Annotated in this window: 20 protein-coding genes; 5 read left to right on the forward strand and 15 right to left on the reverse strand. The window is 44.5% G+C overall.

Annotated features, from left to right (window positions below; all coding sequences use genetic code 11):
• Positions 1-195 precede the first annotated feature (195 nt).
• From ACVC7T_RS04015 to ACVC7T_RS04030, 4 genes are all read left to right on the forward strand, one after another.
• Positions 196-1,368, forward strand: coding sequence for an NAD(P)/FAD-dependent oxidoreductase (locus ACVC7T_RS04015; RefSeq protein WP_447262524.1), 1,173 nt, complete (start codon positions 196-198; stop codon positions 1,366-1,368).
• Positions 1,369-1,377: 9 nt separating this feature from the next.
• Positions 1,378-2,070: a GNAT family N-acetyltransferase gene (locus ACVC7T_RS04020; RefSeq protein ID WP_105160365.1), complete on the forward strand. Its 693-nt coding sequence runs from the start codon at positions 1,378-1,380 to the stop codon at positions 2,068-2,070.
• Positions 2,071-2,152: 82 nt separating this feature from the next.
• Entirely contained in the window at positions 2,153-2,851 is a 699-nt protein-coding gene (locus ACVC7T_RS04025) for an ABC transporter ATP-binding protein (RefSeq protein ID WP_105160366.1), read from the forward strand.
• 9 nt (positions 2,852-2,860) lie between these two features.
• The gene (locus ACVC7T_RS04030; protein WP_105160367.1) at positions 2,861-4,486 is read left to right on the forward strand and encodes a hypothetical protein; all 1,626 of its coding nucleotides are present in this window, start codon (positions 2,861-2,863) and stop codon (positions 4,484-4,486) included.
• A 146-nt stretch (positions 4,487-4,632) separates the two neighbouring features.
• Here ACVC7T_RS04030 and ACVC7T_RS04035 read toward each other — a convergent pair whose 3' ends face one another.
• The 12 genes from ACVC7T_RS04035 to ACVC7T_RS04090 all read right to left on the reverse strand — a co-directional run bounded on the left by ACVC7T_RS04035 (position 4,633) and on the right by ACVC7T_RS04090 (position 15,609).
• Positions 4,633-5,373, reverse strand: coding sequence for a metallophosphoesterase (locus tag ACVC7T_RS04035; protein ID WP_105160368.1), 741 nt, complete (start codon positions 5,371-5,373; stop codon positions 4,633-4,635).
• An 85-nt stretch (positions 5,374-5,458) separates the two neighbouring features.
• Complete coding sequence (locus ACVC7T_RS04040) at positions 5,459-5,824, reverse strand: PTS glucitol/sorbitol transporter subunit IIA (RefSeq protein ID WP_105160369.1); 366 nt, start codon at positions 5,822-5,824, stop codon at positions 5,459-5,461.
• Between the two features lie 34 nt (positions 5,825-5,858).
• Entirely contained in the window at positions 5,859-6,848 is a 990-nt protein-coding gene (gene srlE / locus ACVC7T_RS04045; RefSeq protein WP_105160370.1) for a PTS glucitol/sorbitol transporter subunit IIB, read from the reverse strand.
• Between the two features lie 18 nt (positions 6,849-6,866).
• A complete protein-coding gene (srlA, locus tag ACVC7T_RS04050; protein WP_044775972.1) occupies positions 6,867-7,406 on the reverse strand; it encodes a PTS glucitol/sorbitol transporter subunit IIC in 540 nt (179 codons plus the stop codon).
• Between the two features lie 18 nt (positions 7,407-7,424).
• On the reverse strand, positions 7,425-7,901 hold the full coding sequence (locus ACVC7T_RS04055) for a transcriptional regulator GutM (protein WP_105160371.1): 477 nt from the start codon (positions 7,899-7,901) through the stop codon (positions 7,425-7,427).
• Between the two features lie 22 nt (positions 7,902-7,923).
• Positions 7,924-9,753 carry an HTH domain-containing protein gene (locus ACVC7T_RS04060; RefSeq protein ID WP_105160372.1) on the reverse strand — a complete coding sequence of 610 codons (1,830 nt, stop codon included), beginning with the start codon at positions 9,751-9,753 and terminating at the stop codon, positions 7,924-7,926.
• A gap of 9 nt (positions 9,754-9,762) precedes the next feature.
• Complete coding sequence (locus tag ACVC7T_RS04065; protein ID WP_105122291.1) at positions 9,763-10,563, reverse strand: SDR family oxidoreductase; 801 nt, start codon at positions 10,561-10,563, stop codon at positions 9,763-9,765.
• A 208-nt stretch (positions 10,564-10,771) separates the two neighbouring features.
• Positions 10,772-12,121 carry a glucose-6-phosphate isomerase gene (locus ACVC7T_RS04070; protein WP_105122277.1) on the reverse strand — a complete coding sequence of 450 codons (1,350 nt, stop codon included), beginning with the start codon at positions 12,119-12,121 and terminating at the stop codon, positions 10,772-10,774.
• A gap of 81 nt (positions 12,122-12,202) precedes the next feature.
• Positions 12,203-12,745 carry a hypothetical protein gene (locus ACVC7T_RS04075; protein ID WP_447262525.1) on the reverse strand — a complete coding sequence of 181 codons (543 nt, stop codon included), beginning with the start codon at positions 12,743-12,745 and terminating at the stop codon, positions 12,203-12,205.
• Positions 12,746-12,879: 134 nt separating this feature from the next.
• Positions 12,880-13,671 carry a formate/nitrite transporter family protein gene (locus tag ACVC7T_RS04080; protein ID WP_105122278.1) on the reverse strand — a complete coding sequence of 264 codons (792 nt, stop codon included), beginning with the start codon at positions 13,669-13,671 and terminating at the stop codon, positions 12,880-12,882.
• 63 nt (positions 13,672-13,734) lie between these two features.
• On the reverse strand, positions 13,735-14,991 hold the full coding sequence (locus tag ACVC7T_RS04085) for an NAD(P)H-dependent oxidoreductase (RefSeq protein WP_447262526.1): 1,257 nt from the start codon (positions 14,989-14,991) through the stop codon (positions 13,735-13,737).
• Positions 14,992-15,006: 15 nt separating this feature from the next.
• On the reverse strand, positions 15,007-15,609 hold the full coding sequence (locus tag ACVC7T_RS04090; RefSeq protein WP_105136945.1) for an NADPH-dependent FMN reductase: 603 nt from the start codon (positions 15,607-15,609) through the stop codon (positions 15,007-15,009).
• Between the two features lie 117 nt (positions 15,610-15,726).
• On the opposite strand from ACVC7T_RS04090, the gene ACVC7T_RS04095 reads away from it, so the two are divergent.
• Positions 15,727-16,089, forward strand: a complete 363-nt coding sequence (locus tag ACVC7T_RS04095; protein WP_447262527.1) for a YbaN family protein — start codon at positions 15,727-15,729, stop codon at positions 16,087-16,089.
• A 40-nt stretch (positions 16,090-16,129) separates the two neighbouring features.
• Here the strand turns inward: ACVC7T_RS04095 and ACVC7T_RS04100 are convergent, their stop codons facing one another.
• The 3 genes from ACVC7T_RS04100 to ACVC7T_RS04110 all read right to left on the reverse strand — a co-directional run bounded on the left by ACVC7T_RS04100 (position 16,130) and on the right by ACVC7T_RS04110 (position 18,648).
• Positions 16,130-16,543: a DUF2871 domain-containing protein gene (locus tag ACVC7T_RS04100; protein WP_447262528.1), complete on the reverse strand. Its 414-nt coding sequence runs from the start codon at positions 16,541-16,543 to the stop codon at positions 16,130-16,132.
• Positions 16,544-16,555: 12 nt separating this feature from the next.
• Entirely contained in the window at positions 16,556-17,839 is a 1,284-nt protein-coding gene (gene hisS, locus ACVC7T_RS04105) for a histidine--tRNA ligase (protein ID WP_105122283.1), read from the reverse strand.
• A gap of 107 nt (positions 17,840-17,946) precedes the next feature.
• Positions 17,947-18,648, reverse strand: a complete 702-nt coding sequence (locus tag ACVC7T_RS04110) for a hypothetical protein (protein WP_105160417.1) — start codon at positions 18,646-18,648, stop codon at positions 17,947-17,949.
• Between the last annotated feature and the right edge of the window lie 96 nt (positions 18,649-18,744).

The following is an 18,744-nucleotide window of genomic DNA, read 5'->3' on the forward strand; positions in this document are numbered from 1 at the left end:
AAACTTTAGGCTGGAAATCTCCTATCGATATCAGAAAAGCTTTACTAGAAGCTAGCTCCTAGTAAAGCTTAACAAATGGATAACTTCAAAATCACCTTTTTGGTCTCACATCATTGACAAAGGTACAAGACCAATAAATAAGTAGAGGGGAGTAACCTGCCAACCAGCTCTGCTATTTTATGATACAATAAAGGCATGAATACAGTAGATACCATTATTATCGGAGCGGGACCTGCTGGCATGATGGCCGCTATTTCTTCCAGCTTTTACGGCAAGAAGACCCTGCTCCTCGAAAAAAACAAGCGTTTGGGCAAGAAACTATCTGGCACAGGTGGCGGACGTTGCAATGTGACCAACAACGGTACTTTGGAAGACCTGCTGGCTGGCATTCCCGGCAATGGCCGCTTTCTTTACAGCGTCTTTTCTCAGTTTGACAACCACGACATCATGAATTTCTTTCAGGAAAATGGGGTCAAGCTCAAGGTCGAGGACCACGGCCGTGTCTTTCCGACCACCGATCGCTCCCAGACCATTATCAAGTGCTTGGAGATGAAGATGCTGGAAAACGGCGTGGACATCCGCACAGGAACTGAGGTGGTTTCCGTTCGCAAGATGGACGACCTCTTCCATGTCAAGACCAGCGAGGAAGTCTTTACAGCTCCCCAGCTCATTGTCACCACCGGCGGCAAGACCTACCCTTCGACTGGCTCGACTGGCTTTGGTCACGACATTGCCCGCCACTTCAAGCTGGAAGTCACAGAAATTGAGGCCGCTGAAAGCCCCGTTCTGACCGACTTCCCCCACAAGAAGCTCCAAGGCATTTCCCTGGACAACGTCACCCTGACCTACGGCAAGCACGTCATCACCCACGACCTGCTCTTTACCCACTTTGGCCTGTCGGGTCCCGCTGCCCTTCGTCTGTCTAGTTTTGTCAAAGGCGGCGAAACCGCATTTCTCGATGCTCTGCCGACTCATTCTGAACAGGACTTGTTTGAGCATTTAGAAAAGAACAGGGAAAAATCCGTCAAGAATGCCCTCCGAGAACTCATGCCAGACCGCCTAGCCGACTTTTTCGCTGAAAACTACGACTGCAAGGTCAAACAAGTTTCCCAAAAAGACCTGACTGAACTGGTCACCCTCCTCAAAGCCTTACCTATCAAGATTACCGGCAAGATGTCCTTGGCCAAGTCCTTTGTGACCAAGGGAGGCGTTGACCTCAAGGAAATCAATCCCAAAACCTTGGAAAGTAAGAAAATCCCTGGCCTCCACTTTGCAGGTGAGGTCTTGGACATCAACGCCCATACAGGCGGCTTTAATATCACCTACTGTCTTGCAACTGGCTGGGTGGCAGGGAGTTTGCATTATTAGGAGGGAACCATGCCTATCAATTCATTCGGTCAAGAAATTGGTATGCCCTTGCCACATTACACCAGTGGTGAGCGACCAAGTCTGGAGACTATACAAGGACACACAGTCCGCTTAGAAAAACTGAGCCTGCAACATGCAGATGATCTCTATCAGTTTTATGGACCAAATGCCAAGAAAGCTGACTGGACCTACTTGGCCCTTGAACCCTTTGCAGACCGTGACTCTTTTCAAGCCTATTTCCAGACGATATTGGATTCTATTGACCCTTATTATCTAGCTATTGTGGACCAGGAAAGCCAACAAGCCATTGGTAGCTTGGCACTAATGAATATTGTTCCAAATCACCGTAGCATCGAGGTTGGCTGGCTTATCTTTTCTCCTCAACTGCAACGAACCCGACAGGCGACAGAAGCCCACTATCTTCTCATGAACTATGTGTTTGAAGAACTGGGCTATCGACGTTATGAATGGAAATGCGACTCGCTCAACCAAGCCATTCAGGTCGCTGCCAACCGTCTGGGCTTTACCTACGAAGGTACCTTCCGTCAGGCTCTAGTCTATAAGGAACGCAATCGGGATACCGCCTGGTTTTCTCTATTAGACCACGAATGGCCCGACCGCAAGCATGCCCTTGAAAACTGGCTAAAGGATAGTAACTTCAATGGCCAGGGGCAGCAAAAACAACCCCTATCCTCTTTCTAAATTCAAGCAAAAATCTGCTTGAATTTTTTTGTTTTTTATTGTATGATAAATCCATAACAATATAACAAAAAGGAGATTGGCTATGCAACTGAAATTATCTTCTATTTCCAAGAAATTCGACCATAAAATCATTTTGGAAGACGCTTCTTTTACCTTTGAAAAAGGGAAGATTTACGGCTTGCTGGGGCGGAACGGAGCTGGTAAGACAACCCTGTTTAACTGCATTGCCCGAAATCTGACCTTGGATAGTGGCTCGATTCAGTTTGTAAAGGATGGAAATGCCTTTGACTACGATAATACGGACATCGGATTTACCCAAACCTACCCACAACTGCCTGCCTTTATGACGGCCTATGAATTTGTCCGTTTCTATATGGATATTCACAAGGATAAGCTCAAATCTCCTCGCAGTCCAGAAGAATGGCTGAACTTAGTCGGTATCGGAGAAGAAGACCAACATCGTCTGCTCAAGGATTTTTCCCACGGTATGCAGAACAAGGTCCAGTTACTCCTGTCTTTGATTGTCCAGCCTCCTGTCCTGCTCTTGGATGAGCCGCTGACGTCCTTTGACCCCGTGGCTGCCCACGAGTTCAAGCAGCTGATTCGGGAAGCCAAAAAAGATTCCGTGATTATCTTTTCCACCCACATTCTACAACTGGCTCAGGATCTCTGCGACGAGATTGTGTTGCTCCATCACCAAGAACTACAGGCTGTTCCGAGTGACAAGCTCCACGACCCTGATTTTGAACAGGAAGTGGTTGCCTTGCTGACAGTAGACTAGGAGGAGCTTATGAAAACCATTCTACGTTATTTTTGGTATCAGGAAAAGTACAACCTCTATCGGACCGTCAACGGATTTTTCTACTATTTGCGAAAACTGCCACTTGTGGGCAAGAGCATTCCAGAGAGTATTTTCAAGTCTTACAGTTTTAAGTCTGGTCTCTTTTTGATCCTGCACATCCTCTCCATCCCCAGTCGTTTTCTTGTCAAGGGAATTTGGTTAACCATCTATTCTTGCATTGCTGCCTTCTGGATTAAACTCCTATCCAACAATCAGCTGGACTTTTGGCAAATCCCGTCAGATACTTGGCTCCTTGGCTTTTCTCTATGGCTGGTCTTTGTTGGCTATGCCTATCGGTTTGGCAAGGGATTTGAGCCTTTTATCGCCAAGTCCGAACGGGAATTCATGCAAAATTTTGGACTTTCCCAGTCTAGTTTTCTCCAGAGCCAACTCTTTGTAGAGCCTATTATCTCCAGTCTGGCCTACCTGCCTGCCTTGCTAATTTTTTCTAGCCTATCAGAAAATTGGCTCTATCTGCCTCTAGGATTACTGACCATTCCAGCAGGAAGCTTTGCTGGACAGGCTCTCAACCGCTGGTTTTTTAATCGACGGATTCTATCCCGCCGTCATTCTTGGCAATCTTGGATTATCTTGGGTACTGGTCTAGCAGCTATTGCCAGTCTTATCCTTTTCCGCAATCATCTGTCGCCCATCTTTTTACTGCCTGTGCTTGTCTGTCAGGTCTTGCTGATTTGGTTTGGCTATCGTTATTTGAAACAACAGACCAACCATCTGGATTATCTCTACTATTGCATGGACCAGTCCTTGCAGATGGATAAGAAACTTTTTGAGCTGACCAAGGGGAACGAATACACCCATCAAGGTCTGCAGATGCAGGAGAAACTCAAACTCAAAAAAGGCAAGGACCTTAGTCACCTGTCTGGCATGAACTACCTAAACGCTCTGCTATTTGACCGCTACCGAACCATCCTAGAGAAAAAATCCCTCTTTCGGGTCGGCATTCTGGTCTTGATTTTTGCGACCTTGGAGCTCATTCGGTTCTTGGACCCGACCTTTACGGTTCCTGCCGAGAAAGGATTTCTACCCCTCCTGCCGGTGACCTTTATAGTCATGTATGCCGGCTCAATGGGGAAAACCATTGCCCAAATGGTCTTTGTCAACTGCGACCTTTCCATGCTCCATTACCCCTTTTATCGGGAACCGCAGACCATTATTGCTGGTTTCAACTACCGATTCAAGCAGTCTATCTTCTACAACGCTCGCTTTGCTGTCACCCTCTTTTTAGGGCTTGTCCTCTTTACACGGGCGACATACACTCCTGGCAGCTATCTGCTAACTGCCCTGCTATTGACCAGCCTGACCGCCCTCTTTTCCTTTCATGACCTCTTTATCTATTATATGTTGCAGCCCTTTACCAAAGACATGGAAGTGACCAACCCTGTCTATAAATTTCTCAGTGGAGCCCTCTACTGGGTGGCCTATCTCAATAGCCGTGTAGATATTGGTTCTCACTACTATGTCATCGGCGTGTCATGCCTTCTCCTGCTCTACGTCGGCTTCGGCTATTTCTTTCTCTTGAAAAAAGCTCCGCATACCTTTAGATTGAAGGCATAATACCTTCTGCAAACAACTCTCGTGACAACTCAGACTTTTTAGACAATTTTATCTGAATACACAAAAAGGCGACCACAATCGCCTTTTTTAATATGTCTATTTACAAAATCTTGTTCTCCCCTGTTTCACGGTGGAGCTGATAAAAACTAATCTTCTATCTGCAACTGGAATCGGGTGTGACCGACCACATAGTCTTCGATTGGCCCGTCTTGATTGCAGACCAGACCATGGAGGACACCGCCATAGACAGCACCGCCATCCATGCCAATTTTTCCATCACCACTGTCCCAAATCTGACTGATCCGCGTCTTAGTTCCAAACAAATTATAGACTGGTGTATGGCCGAAAATAATCCACTTGCCAGTTTCATTAGCTGCCTCGTGGAACTTGGATCGCAACCAAACCATGTCATGCTCACTGGTTTCCCGCCAATCATCCAAGGTCAGGTCAACCCCCGCGTGAACAAAGATATAGAGCTCCGTTTCTAGATAGTAGGGACAAGATTTGAGAAAGTCAATCAATTCCCCATATTGCTCTGAAACCTGATGGGCATCAACCATACCATCCACCGACGCATCCAAGGAACGCCCCAGCAATGAATTGATGGTCGTATCACCACCATTTCTCTGATAATGGTCATAGCGGTCTTGAGGGTCCCGCAACCAGGCCAGGAACATCCGCTCATGATTACCTGTCAGGCAAATGGCTCCCTGATTCTGCACCAAATCCATGACCAATTCCAAACAAGCCTTGGAATCCTCACCCCTGTCAATTAAATCCCCTAAAAAAATCAATTGCTGACGCTCAGGATTCCACTTCTGCAACAAATCAACCAAGAGTTGATACTTGCCATGAACATCCCCGACTACAAAATACTCTGGTTTCATAGACCTGTCTCCTTGTAAAACCATTGTACCATAATTTGAGGCATAAGAAAAACCGACCGTTTCCGATCAGTTTTTTTTAAGTCATTCAGGCAAATATTTGAACCATGCTATTCAACTGTACAACTGGGGAAATGGCTGTAGAAACATGAAGAGTTCCTGGTAAGGTCCCTTCTGTCGAGCCATCAAATGAAATGGTGATATGACCTAGAGCTGAAAGGTTTTGCTCTACGACAGAACCAACTGCTGTAATGGGATACTCCACACCGTCAATGACCAAGCGTCCACCAACCTGGATAGAGCCGGACAAATCCTTGTTGCTAATCTTGTAGCAGTATTCTGCCAAATCCACCGGAGCTTCCAAGCCAAACAAAATCAGCATGTTCGCCTCTGTAATCATTTCTGGAGCTTGGGCTCCGATACTTACAATAGTTGCTTCAAAAATTTTTGTCATTCTTCTATCCTAACCTATTCAATAATATTTTTGCTTAGCTATACAAACCGAAACTTGCCAACCAAGCAACGATGACACGTGGGACACCGTTCAAGAATCGTGAGTAGAGTACCGCTGGTACACCAACTTCAACAGTTTCAGATTCTGCTTCTGATAGACCAAGAGCTACCGGAATAAAGTCACATCCATTTTGCGTATTGATTGCAAAGAGGGCCGGAAGAGCCATTTGTGGCGGAATATTACCCTTGCCAATTTCCACACCAATCAGGGTACCGATAATTTGACTGATAACAGCACCTGGGCCTAAGAGTGGAGAAAGGAATGGCAGTGAGCAAATGAAACCAATCAAAATCAAGCCCCATACATTACCAGCCAGTGGCACCATGAGTTTTGCTAGCCAGTTTCCGACACCAGAACCTTGGATAACCCCAATTAAAAGAGATACAAAGGCCATGAATGGAATAATGGTGTTCAACATGGTTTGAATGGCTTCACGAGCCGCTTGGTTAAAGGTCGCAACAACTTTACCAGCTCCCATACCGATCCGAGCAATCAAGCTAGACTCTGCACGTTGTTCGGTAATTTTTTTGCTGGTATCATAAGTCGGTTTTTTCTCAGTTGCGACGCTTACTACGGTGGCAACATCAGAGCCATCTGCCAAGCTAATCTGTTCCACACCAACGTTTGAAACATAGATGTCTTCTGTAATGTACTGAGCCAGGGGACCGCTCTTTCCTGTTGGAATCACATTGATGGTTGGGATACCTTTTTTCGGATAGATACCACAACGAAGGGTTCCACCACAATCAACAATGGCAAGAGCAATTTCTTCATCTGGAATAGACGTTTTGAAACCATTAACTGCTTCCATACCGGTTAATTCTGCGATTTTATCCACAATAGCAGGCTTTTCACCGCCACCTGTGATATAGATAAACTTGTGTTTTTCTTCTGTCGGAGTGATGACCAGAGGGCCACCAAAACCACCACTACCTTTTACAACTTTTATGCTTTTGTATGCCATAGGAATGTCCTCTTTCTATCAAAGTGTCTTGCTAAGAGTGATGCCTTGCTGTTTTGAAACGTAGGCTGTTGTAAAGTCTGTGACCCAACCGCCTACAAAGTTCATCACCAAACCAACCAAGAGATACCGAATTGCCAAGTCCATAGTATTCAAACCAAGTGCTTGGACACCTGAGGCAATCCCCATCCAGACAAACAATTCACCTGGGTTGATGTGTGGGAAAACACCATTTGACGTATGACAGAATTGCATCTGTGCTGCAACAAAGCCTGGTTTATAGTATTCTGGTAAGAAACGTCCCATGCTGATAGACATCGGATTTCCTAAGATAAAGGCTGACACGAATGGCAAAATCATGTAACGACTAACAGGGTTTTTAGCGGAAGCCTGTGCCAGCTTGTTGACCCGCTCTTCTCCCAAGAGGGCAATCAAGGTATTCATGGCTACCAAGAGCATGAGAACAACAGGTACGATACCCGTCATCCAGCTGATAAAGGTTTCCCCACCCAGCTTGAAGAGATTCATAAAGCCTTCGGCAAATTTTACAATATAGTCCATAATAAACTCCTTTGTTTTTTACTTTTTGAACTGTAACTTAAGACGAGTGGACAAGAGTTTTAATTGATTGCCCACATTCAACACGGGTGCGAACTTCGGAACATCCTCGTAATTCCCAGCTTCTGTCCTGAGAAAAACTTCTCTGGCATCCTCAATCGCAATCTGCAAGAGCTTGTTCTCCTTTCTTATCAGTGGATTGTAGGTGTCGAAGTAGTGAATATCCTGACCGATATAGTCTGGCATAATCTTAAAACGTGCCGCAACGGTTACTCCCTGCATCCGTCTAGCATCTAAGACCTTCCCCGACTGATCTACTGCAAACATGACAATAGTCCCAGCCTTTATTTTTCCTGCTCGACGTCCGATGGCCACACGGCCCTTTTTACGCAATTCAGAATAGGTCGTATTAAAATGTTTCAGCTGTTTGAGCCCGAAGATGATTTGCAAGATATAGGCAAGAATCACCACCGCTCCCAAGATATAAATAGAATCCATTTTTTCCTCCTATTCTTCCACCTTACAAGGTCAGCATATCTGACCATTGGTCAATGCCCAGTCGCTCCTTGATGTGCGACTGCTTGCCCATACGGAAGGTGTTGTCAAAAATATTAAATAGTAAATCTTGATTAAACTCATCCAATTCTGACGGAACAAAAATCAGAACGAAATCTTGGACTGTCAGTCCGGTTTGACTAGATAAGTGCAAGTTGTCTTGAACAGGCACCACCAGTATAATCTGCTCTAAACTTGCATCTGTCAAATGTGGATAAGCATAGCCATTTTCAGAAATAGCTGGGTGAGCTGATTCTTTTTCCTGTAACTTGTCTGCCACTTCCTGTCCAATGACCTGCTTGCCGACTAATTGTTCCAACAAGGCTTGCTTATTGTCCTCATAACTTTTATTTTCATCAAACAGAGCCAGCTCCACCTGACAATGCATCTGGATTTTACGTCCCAGTACCGTCCGTTCTAAAGCTTCCCGCTCTGCTTGATTTTCCTTGGTCACCAAAGACAAGGACAAGAAGGGTTGGAAGAGTTCCTGGCTGTATAAGAGATTGTCCGTGAAGATAAGGTCATAGGTCCGATTCAGTTCCTCATACGGCGGATGATTGGCAAAATCCAAGAAATCCAACTGCACTTCGCTATTGAAAATCTGGCGAATCTGATTATCTACCAAGTAACTAAAGGATTGACCCGACTGTGTGATGACAGCTACCTTGGCAATCAAAGGCTTGCTCTTACGAGCCAGTAATAACTCCATCCAGGCAGCTAATAGGACAACTTCCTTGTCCGAGATTGTTAGACCTGTCCGTTCCATCACACGCTCGACGAAAAATTGAGAGACCACCTTGGAGAAGGAACTTTGAATCAGCTGCTCACGTAGGCTAATCTCTGTGAACTGCCATTTCATAACACTTCGATTGAGCATATAGACCAAGTGACGTTGCAGGATAAGGGCACTTTCTTCAATATCCAAGCTAATGCCAAATTCCTGTACCGTCAAGTCCAAGACCTGCTCTGCCATTGCCAGAATATCCGAACGTCCAATCTCTGAAGCCAATAGGCCAATCTGCATCGGAAAGGTTAGAAAGGCTTTTTCTGCTCTGCTGATTTCTCGTCCTAAGAAGTAGGACAGAATATCATAGAAGATAGACGGCAAGTCCAGCTTGTCTTGGCTAGTAAACCAGGATAAACCTTCGTCTCCTAGCGGCTTTTCTTTTCGCAGAATAGTCAGTTTCAATGTCGATAGGAAAGTCCGCTCCACATCAAGTGGAAATCGCTGATTATCCATGAAGTCCGCATAGGTTGCCAACAATTCCTGAGGCAATTCCAACTCGTGCTCCAGATAATCCATGACTTCATAGAGATAGAGCAAGCGTTTGTTCAACTCTGTCCCGACGATTTTGATACCGACACCAGACTTGGACTCCAATTCCAACTGATAACTCAGCAAAACTTCCTTCATCCGATTGATATCACGACTGAGGCTTCGCCTGCTGATACCTAGCTCCTCTGCAATGATATCGGCTGAAATAAAATCATCTGTTTCTAATAAGGTTTGGAAGAAAATTGCCTGCCGCTTATGAAAGGAGTTCAAATCTGTTGACAGTAGTAAATCCTCTGTAACCAAAAGCTTGAAAGCTGCCTCATCAACGATATGCAGACTTAATTTTCCACCTTTTTCTTGAATGGAAAAGATATGGTCGTAGCTATACAAAAGCCCCTCTATCAACAATTTCAAAGAGTGCCTAGATAGATTCAATCTCTCTTCCAAGCTATCGTAACTGACACTGGCATGAGATGATAAGTAATACAATAAGGCTTTTTTGTTTAGCTCTAAACTCATTTCTCTTTCCTAACCTCTGGTTTTTCCGCCTGCCACGTTGGTCGTCACACCGGTAATGTAGCTAGCCCTATCTGACAAGTAGTAGCAAACCAAGTCCGCTACCTCACTCAAACGACCGCTACGTCCTAGTGGAATGGTGCTGGTATTTCCGTACCCTGCACGCAATTCATCAACTGTTTTTCCACGTGTATAGGCTAGTGCTTCTTCGTAGGCTAGCGTGCGCAGGCCAGTTGCTTCCATGATACCCGGTGCAATTCCTACCACACGGATACCATGCTTGGCCAATTCCTTGGACCAAGACCGAGTCAGCGAATAAACTGCTCCTTTGGTCGCTGCATAGACACTCTGTCCCTCACTACCTTCTAGACCTGCTTCTGAAGCCATATTAATGATAACACCTGAACCCTTGGTTGCCAAAATACGAGCAACTTCTTGGGATACGAAGAACAAACCTTTGAAATTGATATTTATCATCTTATCAAACTTAGCCTCATCAAGTTCATACTGGCTGGCTTCTTCCTTTGTATCGACCAACAAGCTTGGAATGTTGATTCCCGCATTATTGACCAGACCATCAATGGTCCCAAAATGTTCTACGACTGCTGCAACTGCTTCTTTTACAGCCTGATGACTGGCTACATTTGTTTCCACAAAAAGTAGTCGCTCGTGGGATACGTCCGAATCTCGAATATCCAAGTTAGCGACCTTGGCTCCCTGCTCCAGCAATCCTTCTACGATAGCTAGACCAATACCTGAACTTCCACCCGTGACAACATAAACCTTATCACGAATATTCAACCAATCTGACATCATCATGTCCTCCCCTTGTTTTCTAACATATTCAGTATAAACTGAAAACGCTTCAAAGTTAAGGACAGGATTTTTCAGACTGTTAAAAAAATAGTGTCTAGAAGTATCATATCTCTTAGTATAACAGATTTGCTATCGGAATCTTTTTTGACAAGTAAAAAACGACAGTCTTTTTGACTGTCGTTTATGAAGCTATACTTTGGTTTTCTTACAAACGTGCGTTCAATTCTGCACCAAGTTCTTCAAATCCTGGTTTACCAAGAAGGGCGAACATATTTTTCTTGTAAGCTTCTACACCTGGTTGGTCAAATGGATTGACACCATTGAGGTAGCCAGACAAGGCAATAGCCAATTCAAAGAAGTAGATAGTGTAACCAAGTGTGAACTCATCTTGTTGTGGCAGAGTGACAAACATATTTGGCACACCACCATCGGTATGGGCAAGAAGAACACCGTCTGTTGCTTTCTTATTGACAAAATCAACATCCTTACCTTGCAAGTAGCCAAGACCGTCCAAATCTTCTGCCATTTCTGGAATCAGAATATTTTTTCTTGGCTTATCAACGCGAATAACTGTTTCAAAGAGGTTGCGGTAGCCTTCTTGGATAAACTGACCAAGCGAGTGCAGGTCCGTTGAGAAGTTGGCCGATGTTGGGTAAATACCTTTTTGGTCCTTGCCCTCAGACTCACCTGCCAACTGTTTCCACCACTCGCTGAAGTATTGAAGAGACGGCTCGTAGTTGGCCAAGATTTCTGTCACATAGCCTTTTCTATACAGAATGTTACGGACTACAGCATATTGGTATGCTGCGTTTTCTGCAATTTTATCAGATGAATAATCCTTACGAGCTGCGTTAGCACCTTCCATAAGGGCAGTGATATCTGCACCTGCAGCAGCGATTGGCAAGAGACCTACGGCTGTCAAGACAGAGAAACGGCCACCGACATCATCTGGCACAACAAAAGTTTCCCAATCGTTTGCGTCAGCTTCCACTTTCACCGCACCACGTGCCTTATCAGTTGTCGCATAGATACGTTTGTTGGCTTCTTCTTGACCGTATTTTTTGACAAGCAATTCCTTAAAGACGCGGAAGGCAATGGCAGGCTCAGTTGTTGTTCCTGATTTTGAAATTACGTTTACTGAGAAGTCCTTATCCGCCACATAGTCAACCAAGTCTGCCAAGTAGCTAGATGAGATAGAGTTTCCAGCGTACAAGATTTGTGGTGCCTTGCGCTCTTCCTTTGACAAAAGATTGACAAAGGAATTGTTCAAGAAATCAATGGCAGCCTTGGCACCGAGATAAGAACCACCAATGCCGATAACCACCAAAACCTCGCTGTCATTTTGGATCTTAGCTGCCGCTTCCTTGATACGAGCAAATTCTGCTTTGTCATAGTTTTCTGGCAGATCCAACCAACCAAGCATTTCTGCTCCTGCACCTGTTCCCTTACGCAAATCCGCATCGAGAGCTGTTACCTGACTTTGTAAAAAATCAATTTCTTGTGGGGCAACAAATTGTCCCAAAACTTTTGAATAATCAAATGTAATATGTGTCATGTTTTTCCTCCATTTATGTACCATAATATGATAACGCTTTATCAGTTTTTTTTCAAGGGATTTGTGAATTTTCATTCATTTTCATGAAATGGTTTGCGCTAGGCCTGTTTTTGGATTGGATTTTTGGTGATTTTTAGCGAATATCTTGTCTGACAATGTCTCACCCTCTCCCAAGACAGTGATCCATTTTGGCAGGCATATGGATAGTAGATAAAAAGGGAGCAACACTAGATACCAAATAAACATAACCTCAAAAATAAAGCGGGAATTGTTTCCTCTTTGAATATAGCGCTTCCTGTATTCTTCCTTCAAAGAAAAGTGAGGAATGTAAATATGGAAGGAAACTGGGTGTTGAATGAACATCTTAACCATCATGCGAAGTAAAAAATTCATTGCCACCAGAACCGTCTTGCCCTCATGCTCCAGGGCATAGGCCCTGTCAATATAAGTCTGACGGTAGCCCTTATCCTTAATAGGCCGCGGCACAGACTTCCTCTCTTCTTTGCTCAAATGGCTGACGCTCGAATTGTCATACTTGATGTCAGACATCTCTAAGTCTACGATGGCTGACGACTGTTTCGCAAGGGTCGATTTTCCCGTACCAGGAAAGGCAAAAATAAACATAGAATATCCTCCTTTTCCCAGTAGAATAGCAGAGTAGACTAAAAAATACCTTAATGTAAATACATTATAGGTATTTTAGAGTATTTTTCAAGACCTATTTGAAAAAATCGGTCTGGGGTCTGAGAGCTTGTTTTCTAACCTTCCTTATGCACTGTTTTGGTCTCATTGAGCCAAGCATAGGCAATCCCGATAAAGAGACCTCCACCTATCCAGTTGCCAAAGAAAACTACGGTCCACTGGCGAAGAATATTGACCAAATCAAAACCTTTGATGTTGTCAACAGGGCTAAATCCAGCCAGCGAAAAAGAAGCAAAGTTGGCAATCAAGTGCTCATTGATGAGGAAAACAAACATGAAAATGGCAGATAGGGCCACAAAGAACTTGGCAGATTCCTCCTTCAGGAGCATATATCCCATAATAGCCATATTGACAAACATATTGGCAGTAATGCCCTCGATGAAGTTCATCCAATCTGTCTTGGCCAACTTGAGCTGGACCGCATTGATTACAAAACTCTTATCCGTCAGTTGCTGGAAGGAAAAAGATTGATTGAATAGATAGGCCAAGACAATAGCACCAATCAAGTTAAAGAAGGTACAATAAAGCAATATCGTGCAGACCTTCTTCCAGGAAATCTGCTTGTAGTAGCCTCCTACTGTTAGATACATCATATTGGATGTCGCTAATTCGCCATTGAAAATCAAGACAAAAATCAAGCCGATAGCAAAGATAAAGGTAAAGACAAAGCGAGCCAGGGCCGGAAATTGGCTAGAAATGACATCCGCACCGATAATTCCCACAGCCGTTGACATGGTCAGATAGGCCCCAGCAAACATAGAACGCAGGGCATACCGCCCCAAACTCTCATCAAAGAGAGCCTCTTTTTTGGCACAAGCCGCACCGATTTTCTCCTTAAAAACTGTCATAATCTCCTCTTTCTAATAAAATCAGAAAGGAAAAGTGCCCTGATGGCACCTTTCATTACAAATCTAATAGGCTTCTGATGCACCAGAGCTTGCATCCACACCGGAAGCAGCTGGAGCTGGAGCAGCACCTGCATCCGATGCACCGGATGTCGCATCGACATGGGCAGCTGCATGACCGTGACCAGCAGCTGACATAGCCTTACCGCCAACCAACTGTTGACCAGTTTCATTGAGGTACCAATCCAACCATGGCTTGAAGTTGAAGATAATCTCGTTGATACCTGCAAAGGAGCCATCCGGATAGTACATAGCCTGATAGTTGTGGGTATTGATAACTTCTGGCGGTGTACCTGGAACAATGGTCCGAACGTATTCTTGGTTACCGTTACGGAGCGTTCCAACAACCCACTCCACGTTCTTCATGCGAGCTGGTGGCAGGGTACCGTGTAGGGTTGCCAAACGACCACCGACATGCTCTGGCAGACGTTTTCCAAGCATGGTTTCAGGATCTTGGTGAGCGGCATTATAGTAGAGGAACTGGTTGTTATCGTCTGTGAAAGTCAATTCAAAAGGCATGGCCTTGAGGAATTGATTGATCTGATTAACCGTCAGTAGACCGTTGTCCAATTTGACATAGGTGTCTCCTTCAACAGCTCCAACCTGGGCAGCAGCCTTCTCCAACCAGTTTGGATCATCTGGGTCAATGCCCTGAACAGTCGTTGCAATTGGCTTACCGCAGTAAAGATCTTCTGGTTCAATTGGTTTTGGTTTTTTCAACTGAGACACTACTCCTACATATTTGATAAAGTTATCTAGACAGCTTTCTAGGAATTTCACTGTCCCCTCATTGATGATATTTCCTTTCTCATCAAAGGCCTCTTTTGCCTTGCCAAGTAGGAATTCATTTCCTGGAAGGGTATAGGCATTGACACCTGGAGCATCTAAAATCTTACGGAGATGGACCTGGGCACGGGATGTTCCTTGGTCATAGTAAGAAGCACCGACAATCATGACAGGCTTATCTGTCAGTGGGTGGAGCTTGAAGGACAACCATTCCAAGGTGCTCTTGAGGGCTGGTGTAATCGTATGGTTATGCTCTGGTGTTGCAATGATAACACCGTCTGCACGAGTAATCTTATTGTACAAATACTGGATAGCAAAGCAGTCCGATTGGTCTTCGTCTTGATTGAACATCGGAACATCCTTGATTTCCAAGACTTCTAGTTCAAACTTCAACTTAAATTGACGGCGGATGTATTCCAAGAGCATACGGTTGTATGATTGGTCCGCATTTGATCCTACAATACCAACAAATTTCATCTTTTCGTCCTCTTCCTATAAACTTTCCCAGTCGAAATTCTCTGCCTCTTTGTGCAAGAGTTCCTTGGCATGAGACAATTTTCCAGTCATTTTCACAAATAAGCGGTAGTCGTCAAACATAGCCTCCAATTTTTGGATTGTTTCAATATCCACTAAATGACCTTTCTTATCAAAGGCAGTCAGGGAATTTGACAAGAGAAACTCATCAGGCAAAACGCTGGCTTTGAGCTCAGGAGCATTCAAAATCTGACGTAACTGCAACTGGGCACGGGAAGAACCCAAGGTACCATAAGATGCACCTGTAATCATAATCGGCTTGTTCAACAAGGGATAGATGCCATAAGACAACCAAGCCAAGGCATTCATCAAAACTGCTGGAATAGAGTGGTCATATTCGGGTGTTCCAATGATAACCCCTTCTGCCCCTTCAATTTTCTTAGCCAATTCCAAGACAGCTTCTGGTAATTGACGGGTGGCAGGCTTGTTAAACATTGGCAAATCCTTAATTTCTACCAATTCAATTTCAGCCTTCTCACTAAAATGTGTAGCCATAAACTGCAATAATTTCCTGTTGGTGGATGCGGCGGAGTTTGTTCCAACCAATGCAATCAATTTCATCTTGGTCCCTCTTTTCATCATCTTTGTGACAGAAATCACGTTACCTCATTATGATAACGTTTTCTTTTGTAAAATGCAAGCCTTTTTTTCATTTTCCTTTTATGATACAATCGTAACATGAAAAAATATCTCTACTTTCTTTCCGGCTGCCTCAGCTTGCTTGTCGGAGTCATCGGCATTTTCCTGCCCATCCTCCCTACCACTCCCCTGCTACTCTTAGCTGGCTTTTGTTTTGCCAATAGTTCAAAGAAGTTTGAGACCTGGCTCAGGACAACCAAGCTCTATCAATTTTATGTCGCTGACTATGCGGAGACCAAGTCTATCAGCAAGAGTCGAAAAAAACGAATTATCCTGCAAATTTACATCCTCATGGGGATTTCTATCTATTTGGCCCCACTCCTATCAGTCAAAATCCTCTTAGTTGCTTTGACTATTTTCATTACCTACTATCTCTTCTTTATTATTCCAAATAAACAATAAAAGCAAGTTCCAAAACGGAGCTTGCTTTACTGTTTATATGTTAATTTTCAGCTACTTTTTTCAAGGAAAGGAGTAGACTGATAATACCAACTGAAACCAGGATATGGCTGATACCTGCCAAGCCTGCAATACTAGCATTGACGGCTTTTGACAAATCCATTTCTAATACCTGGGTCATACCGCGGACAGCCAGCATGATAGCAGAAAGAGGCAAGCCGATGTGGTAGGTCACTAGGAAGACACGAAAAGACTTGATTTTTTCCAGTTCATGGTGCTGGGCAAAGAGCGCTACAATCATAAAGAGGAACATGCCCAATGTAAACAGGTGGGTGTGAACCAAATTAAGAGATGTCTGACCAGTAAAACCGGTCAATTTGATGATTTCACGGTAAGCAAGACCGCTGAGAAGGCCTGCAATAGCATAAATTAAGGCAATATTGATGTATTTTTTCATCCTCTACCTCCTCTACTCTGCTCCAAGTTCTGGCAAGAGGCTGGCAAAATCATTTTTGATGGTATCCAGGCTAGTCTTGACTTCCTGGCGGGTCTGATTATTCTTGACAGTAATCTGGCCGCTTTCTAGCTCGCTTCCACCAAGGGTGATGATGTATTTGGCACCAAAGACATCCGCAGACTTAAACTGGGCTTTGAGCTTGCGGTCTAGGTAATCACGCTCGGCAGACAGGCCTTGCTTGCGGAGGGCTTGAACCAGCTCCAAAGCTCCGCCATTGGCCTCCTGACCCAAAACAGCGATATAAACATCCAGAGACTGGTCAATCGGCAGCTCAATTTCCTGCTTTTCAAGGACCAAAATCAGGCGCTCAATCCCCATACCAAAGCCAATACCTGGTGTCTCAGGTCCATCGAAATAACTGACCAAGCCGTCATAGCGACCACCAGCACAGATGGTCAAATCATTGCCCCCCACCTCGGTGATGAACTCGAAAATGGTATGGTTGTAATAGTCCAAACCGCGAACCATATTCGTGTCAATGACATAGGTGATACCCAGACTGTCCAACATAGACTGGACCCCTTCAAAGTAGGCCGCGCTCTCTTCATCCAAGTAATCCAAGATGGACGGAGCATTTTCAACTGCCGCCTTGTCCTCTTTTTCCTTGGAATCCAGCACGCGCAAAGGATTTTCCTCCAAACGGCGCTGGCTATCCTTGGACAACTGGTCCTTGAGCGGTGTCAGATAATCAATCAAGGCCTGGCGATAGGCCGCACGACTCTCTGGGTTACCCAGGCTGTTAAGGTGAAGGGTGATGTTTTGAATCCCCAGTTCCTCAAAGAAATGATAGGCCATGGCCATGATTTCCACATCCGTCGCAGGATTGTTGGAACCAAAACACTCCACACCAATCTGGTGGAACTGGCGCAGACGACCAGCCTGAGGACGCTCATAACGGAACATTGGGCCCATGTAGTAAAACTTGCTTGGCTTTTGCACTTCTGGAGCAAACAACTTGTTTTCCACATACGAACGAACCACCGGGGCGGTCCCTTCCGGACGAAGGGTAATATGGCGGTCGCCCTTATCATAGAAGTCATACATTTCCTTGGTCACGATGTCCGTCGTGTCGCCAACAGAACGGCTGATAACCTCGTAATGCTCAAAAATCGGCGTGCGAATCTCTGCGTAATTGTATCGCTTAAAAATACTGCGGGCAAAGCCTTCCACATACTGCCACTTGACCGTATCCTGTGGCAATAGATCCTGGGTTCCCTTAGGTTTTTGAAGTTTCATCTCGTCTCTCGTTTCTACAGTTTGTTTCCTATTTTACCATATTCCCAGGCTTTTTGGAAATGGCAGAGCGAGCAAAAAACCATGTCTGCTTGACACGGTTTCCACTGCTATTTCTTATCAACGATGACAAAGTTGAGGTCATCCAGAGATAAATCAACTTCTAACTTTTCATCGGAATTTAAATTGAGTAGACTTTCAAGAGAATTTTCCGCAAAGCCGACCACCTTTTCCTGACGTTCAGCGTCATTCAGGACATACTCACTGGTCTTGTAAATTGCCTCCTGGGACTTATCAGACAGAAATTCTTGCGCCTTTTGTCCGGCAGTAAAGACATCGACAGCCTTGTCAATCAAACCATTGCTATTATTGGAAATCTTGATTTCCCCATGTTGCTGGGAGTCCACCTCAACAGTCAGAAAATTTTTGAAGGTCAAGGTATTGTCCTCAATGCGAATATCATCCTTGGTCAAGCCTTCCAAATCCAGCTTAAACTCGGTCTGGATAGGAATCTCGACCGACATTTCTCGTCCGACAAAGAGCTTGGTGATAGGCTCTGTCCAGTCTGGCCACTCCTTCATTTTATTGTTTTCAAAGGTATGATTGGCAGTCGTTTCCACATCTGCACCTGCCACGATCAGCTTGGTCTCCTGCTCAAACCGCTTGATGACAAATTCATACTGGACCGTATGAGTGCCTCGGAACCAGGCAAAGATGCTATTTCTAAACCAGATGACACCAATTACTAAGACCAATAAAACAACCAGGAGGCTCGCCAACTTTTTAGCAAAAAATTTTCCAACTGTCTTCATACAGTTCTCCTTAAAAGTAGTTAATATGGATTTCTTCTTACAACCATTATATATATGTTGTATCAAGTATTTTCTGATGTTATTGTAAAAAATTTT

The sequence above is a fragment of the Streptococcus sp. P25B114 genome, assembly GCF_053010325.1.

What these genes read in the sequence shown, in the direction of transcription:
- ACVC7T_RS04015 (WP_447262524.1), top strand. Translation starts at nt 196, where the DNA reads ATGAATACAGTAGATACCATTATTATCGGAGCGGGACCTGCTGGCATG.
- ACVC7T_RS04020 (WP_105160365.1), top strand. Translation starts at nt 1,378, where the DNA reads ATGCCTATCAATTCATTCGGTCAAGAAATTGGTATGCCCTTGCCACAT.
- ACVC7T_RS04025 (WP_105160366.1), top strand. Translation starts at nt 2,153, where the DNA reads ATGCAACTGAAATTATCTTCTATTTCCAAGAAATTCGACCATAAAATC.
- ACVC7T_RS04030 (WP_105160367.1), top strand. Translation starts at nt 2,861, where the DNA reads ATGAAAACCATTCTACGTTATTTTTGGTATCAGGAAAAGTACAACCTC.
- ACVC7T_RS04035 (WP_105160368.1), bottom strand. Translation starts at nt 5,373, where the DNA reads ATGAAACCAGAGTATTTTGTAGTCGGGGATGTTCATGGCAAGTATCAA.
- ACVC7T_RS04040 (WP_105160369.1), bottom strand. Translation starts at nt 5,824, where the DNA reads ATGACAAAAATTTTTGAAGCAACTATTGTAAGTATCGGAGCCCAAGCT.
- srlE (WP_105160370.1), bottom strand. Translation starts at nt 6,848, where the DNA reads ATGGCATACAAAAGCATAAAAGTTGTAAAAGGTAGTGGTGGTTTTGGT.
- srlA (WP_044775972.1), bottom strand. Translation starts at nt 7,406, where the DNA reads ATGGACTATATTGTAAAATTTGCCGAAGGCTTTATGAATCTCTTCAAG.
- ACVC7T_RS04055 (WP_105160371.1), bottom strand. Translation starts at nt 7,901, where the DNA reads ATGGATTCTATTTATATCTTGGGAGCGGTGGTGATTCTTGCCTATATC.
- ACVC7T_RS04060 (WP_105160372.1), bottom strand. Translation starts at nt 9,753, where the DNA reads ATGAGTTTAGAGCTAAACAAAAAAGCCTTATTGTATTACTTATCATCT.
- ACVC7T_RS04065 (WP_105122291.1), bottom strand. Translation starts at nt 10,563, where the DNA reads ATGTCAGATTGGTTGAATATTCGTGATAAGGTTTATGTTGTCACGGGT.
- ACVC7T_RS04070 (WP_105122277.1), bottom strand. Translation starts at nt 12,121, where the DNA reads ATGACACATATTACATTTGATTATTCAAAAGTTTTGGGACAATTTGTT.
- ACVC7T_RS04075 (WP_447262525.1), bottom strand. Translation starts at nt 12,745, where the DNA reads ATGTTTATTTTTGCCTTTCCTGGTACGGGAAAATCGACCCTTGCGAAA.
- ACVC7T_RS04080 (WP_105122278.1), bottom strand. Translation starts at nt 13,671, where the DNA reads ATGACAGTTTTTAAGGAGAAAATCGGTGCGGCTTGTGCCAAAAAAGAG.
- ACVC7T_RS04085 (WP_447262526.1), bottom strand. Translation starts at nt 14,991, where the DNA reads ATGAAATTTGTTGGTATTGTAGGATCAAATGCGGACCAATCATACAAC.
- ACVC7T_RS04090 (WP_105136945.1), bottom strand. Translation starts at nt 15,609, where the DNA reads ATGAAATTGATTGCATTGGTTGGAACAAACTCCGCCGCATCCACCAAC.
- ACVC7T_RS04095 (WP_447262527.1), top strand. Translation starts at nt 15,727, where the DNA reads ATGAAAAAATATCTCTACTTTCTTTCCGGCTGCCTCAGCTTGCTTGTC.
- ACVC7T_RS04100 (WP_447262528.1), bottom strand. Translation starts at nt 16,543, where the DNA reads ATGAAAAAATACATCAATATTGCCTTAATTTATGCTATTGCAGGCCTT.
- hisS (WP_105122283.1), bottom strand. Translation starts at nt 17,839, where the DNA reads ATGAAACTTCAAAAACCTAAGGGAACCCAGGATCTATTGCCACAGGAT.
- ACVC7T_RS04110 (WP_105160417.1), bottom strand. Translation starts at nt 18,648, where the DNA reads ATGAAGACAGTTGGAAAATTTTTTGCTAAAAAGTTGGCGAGCCTCCTG.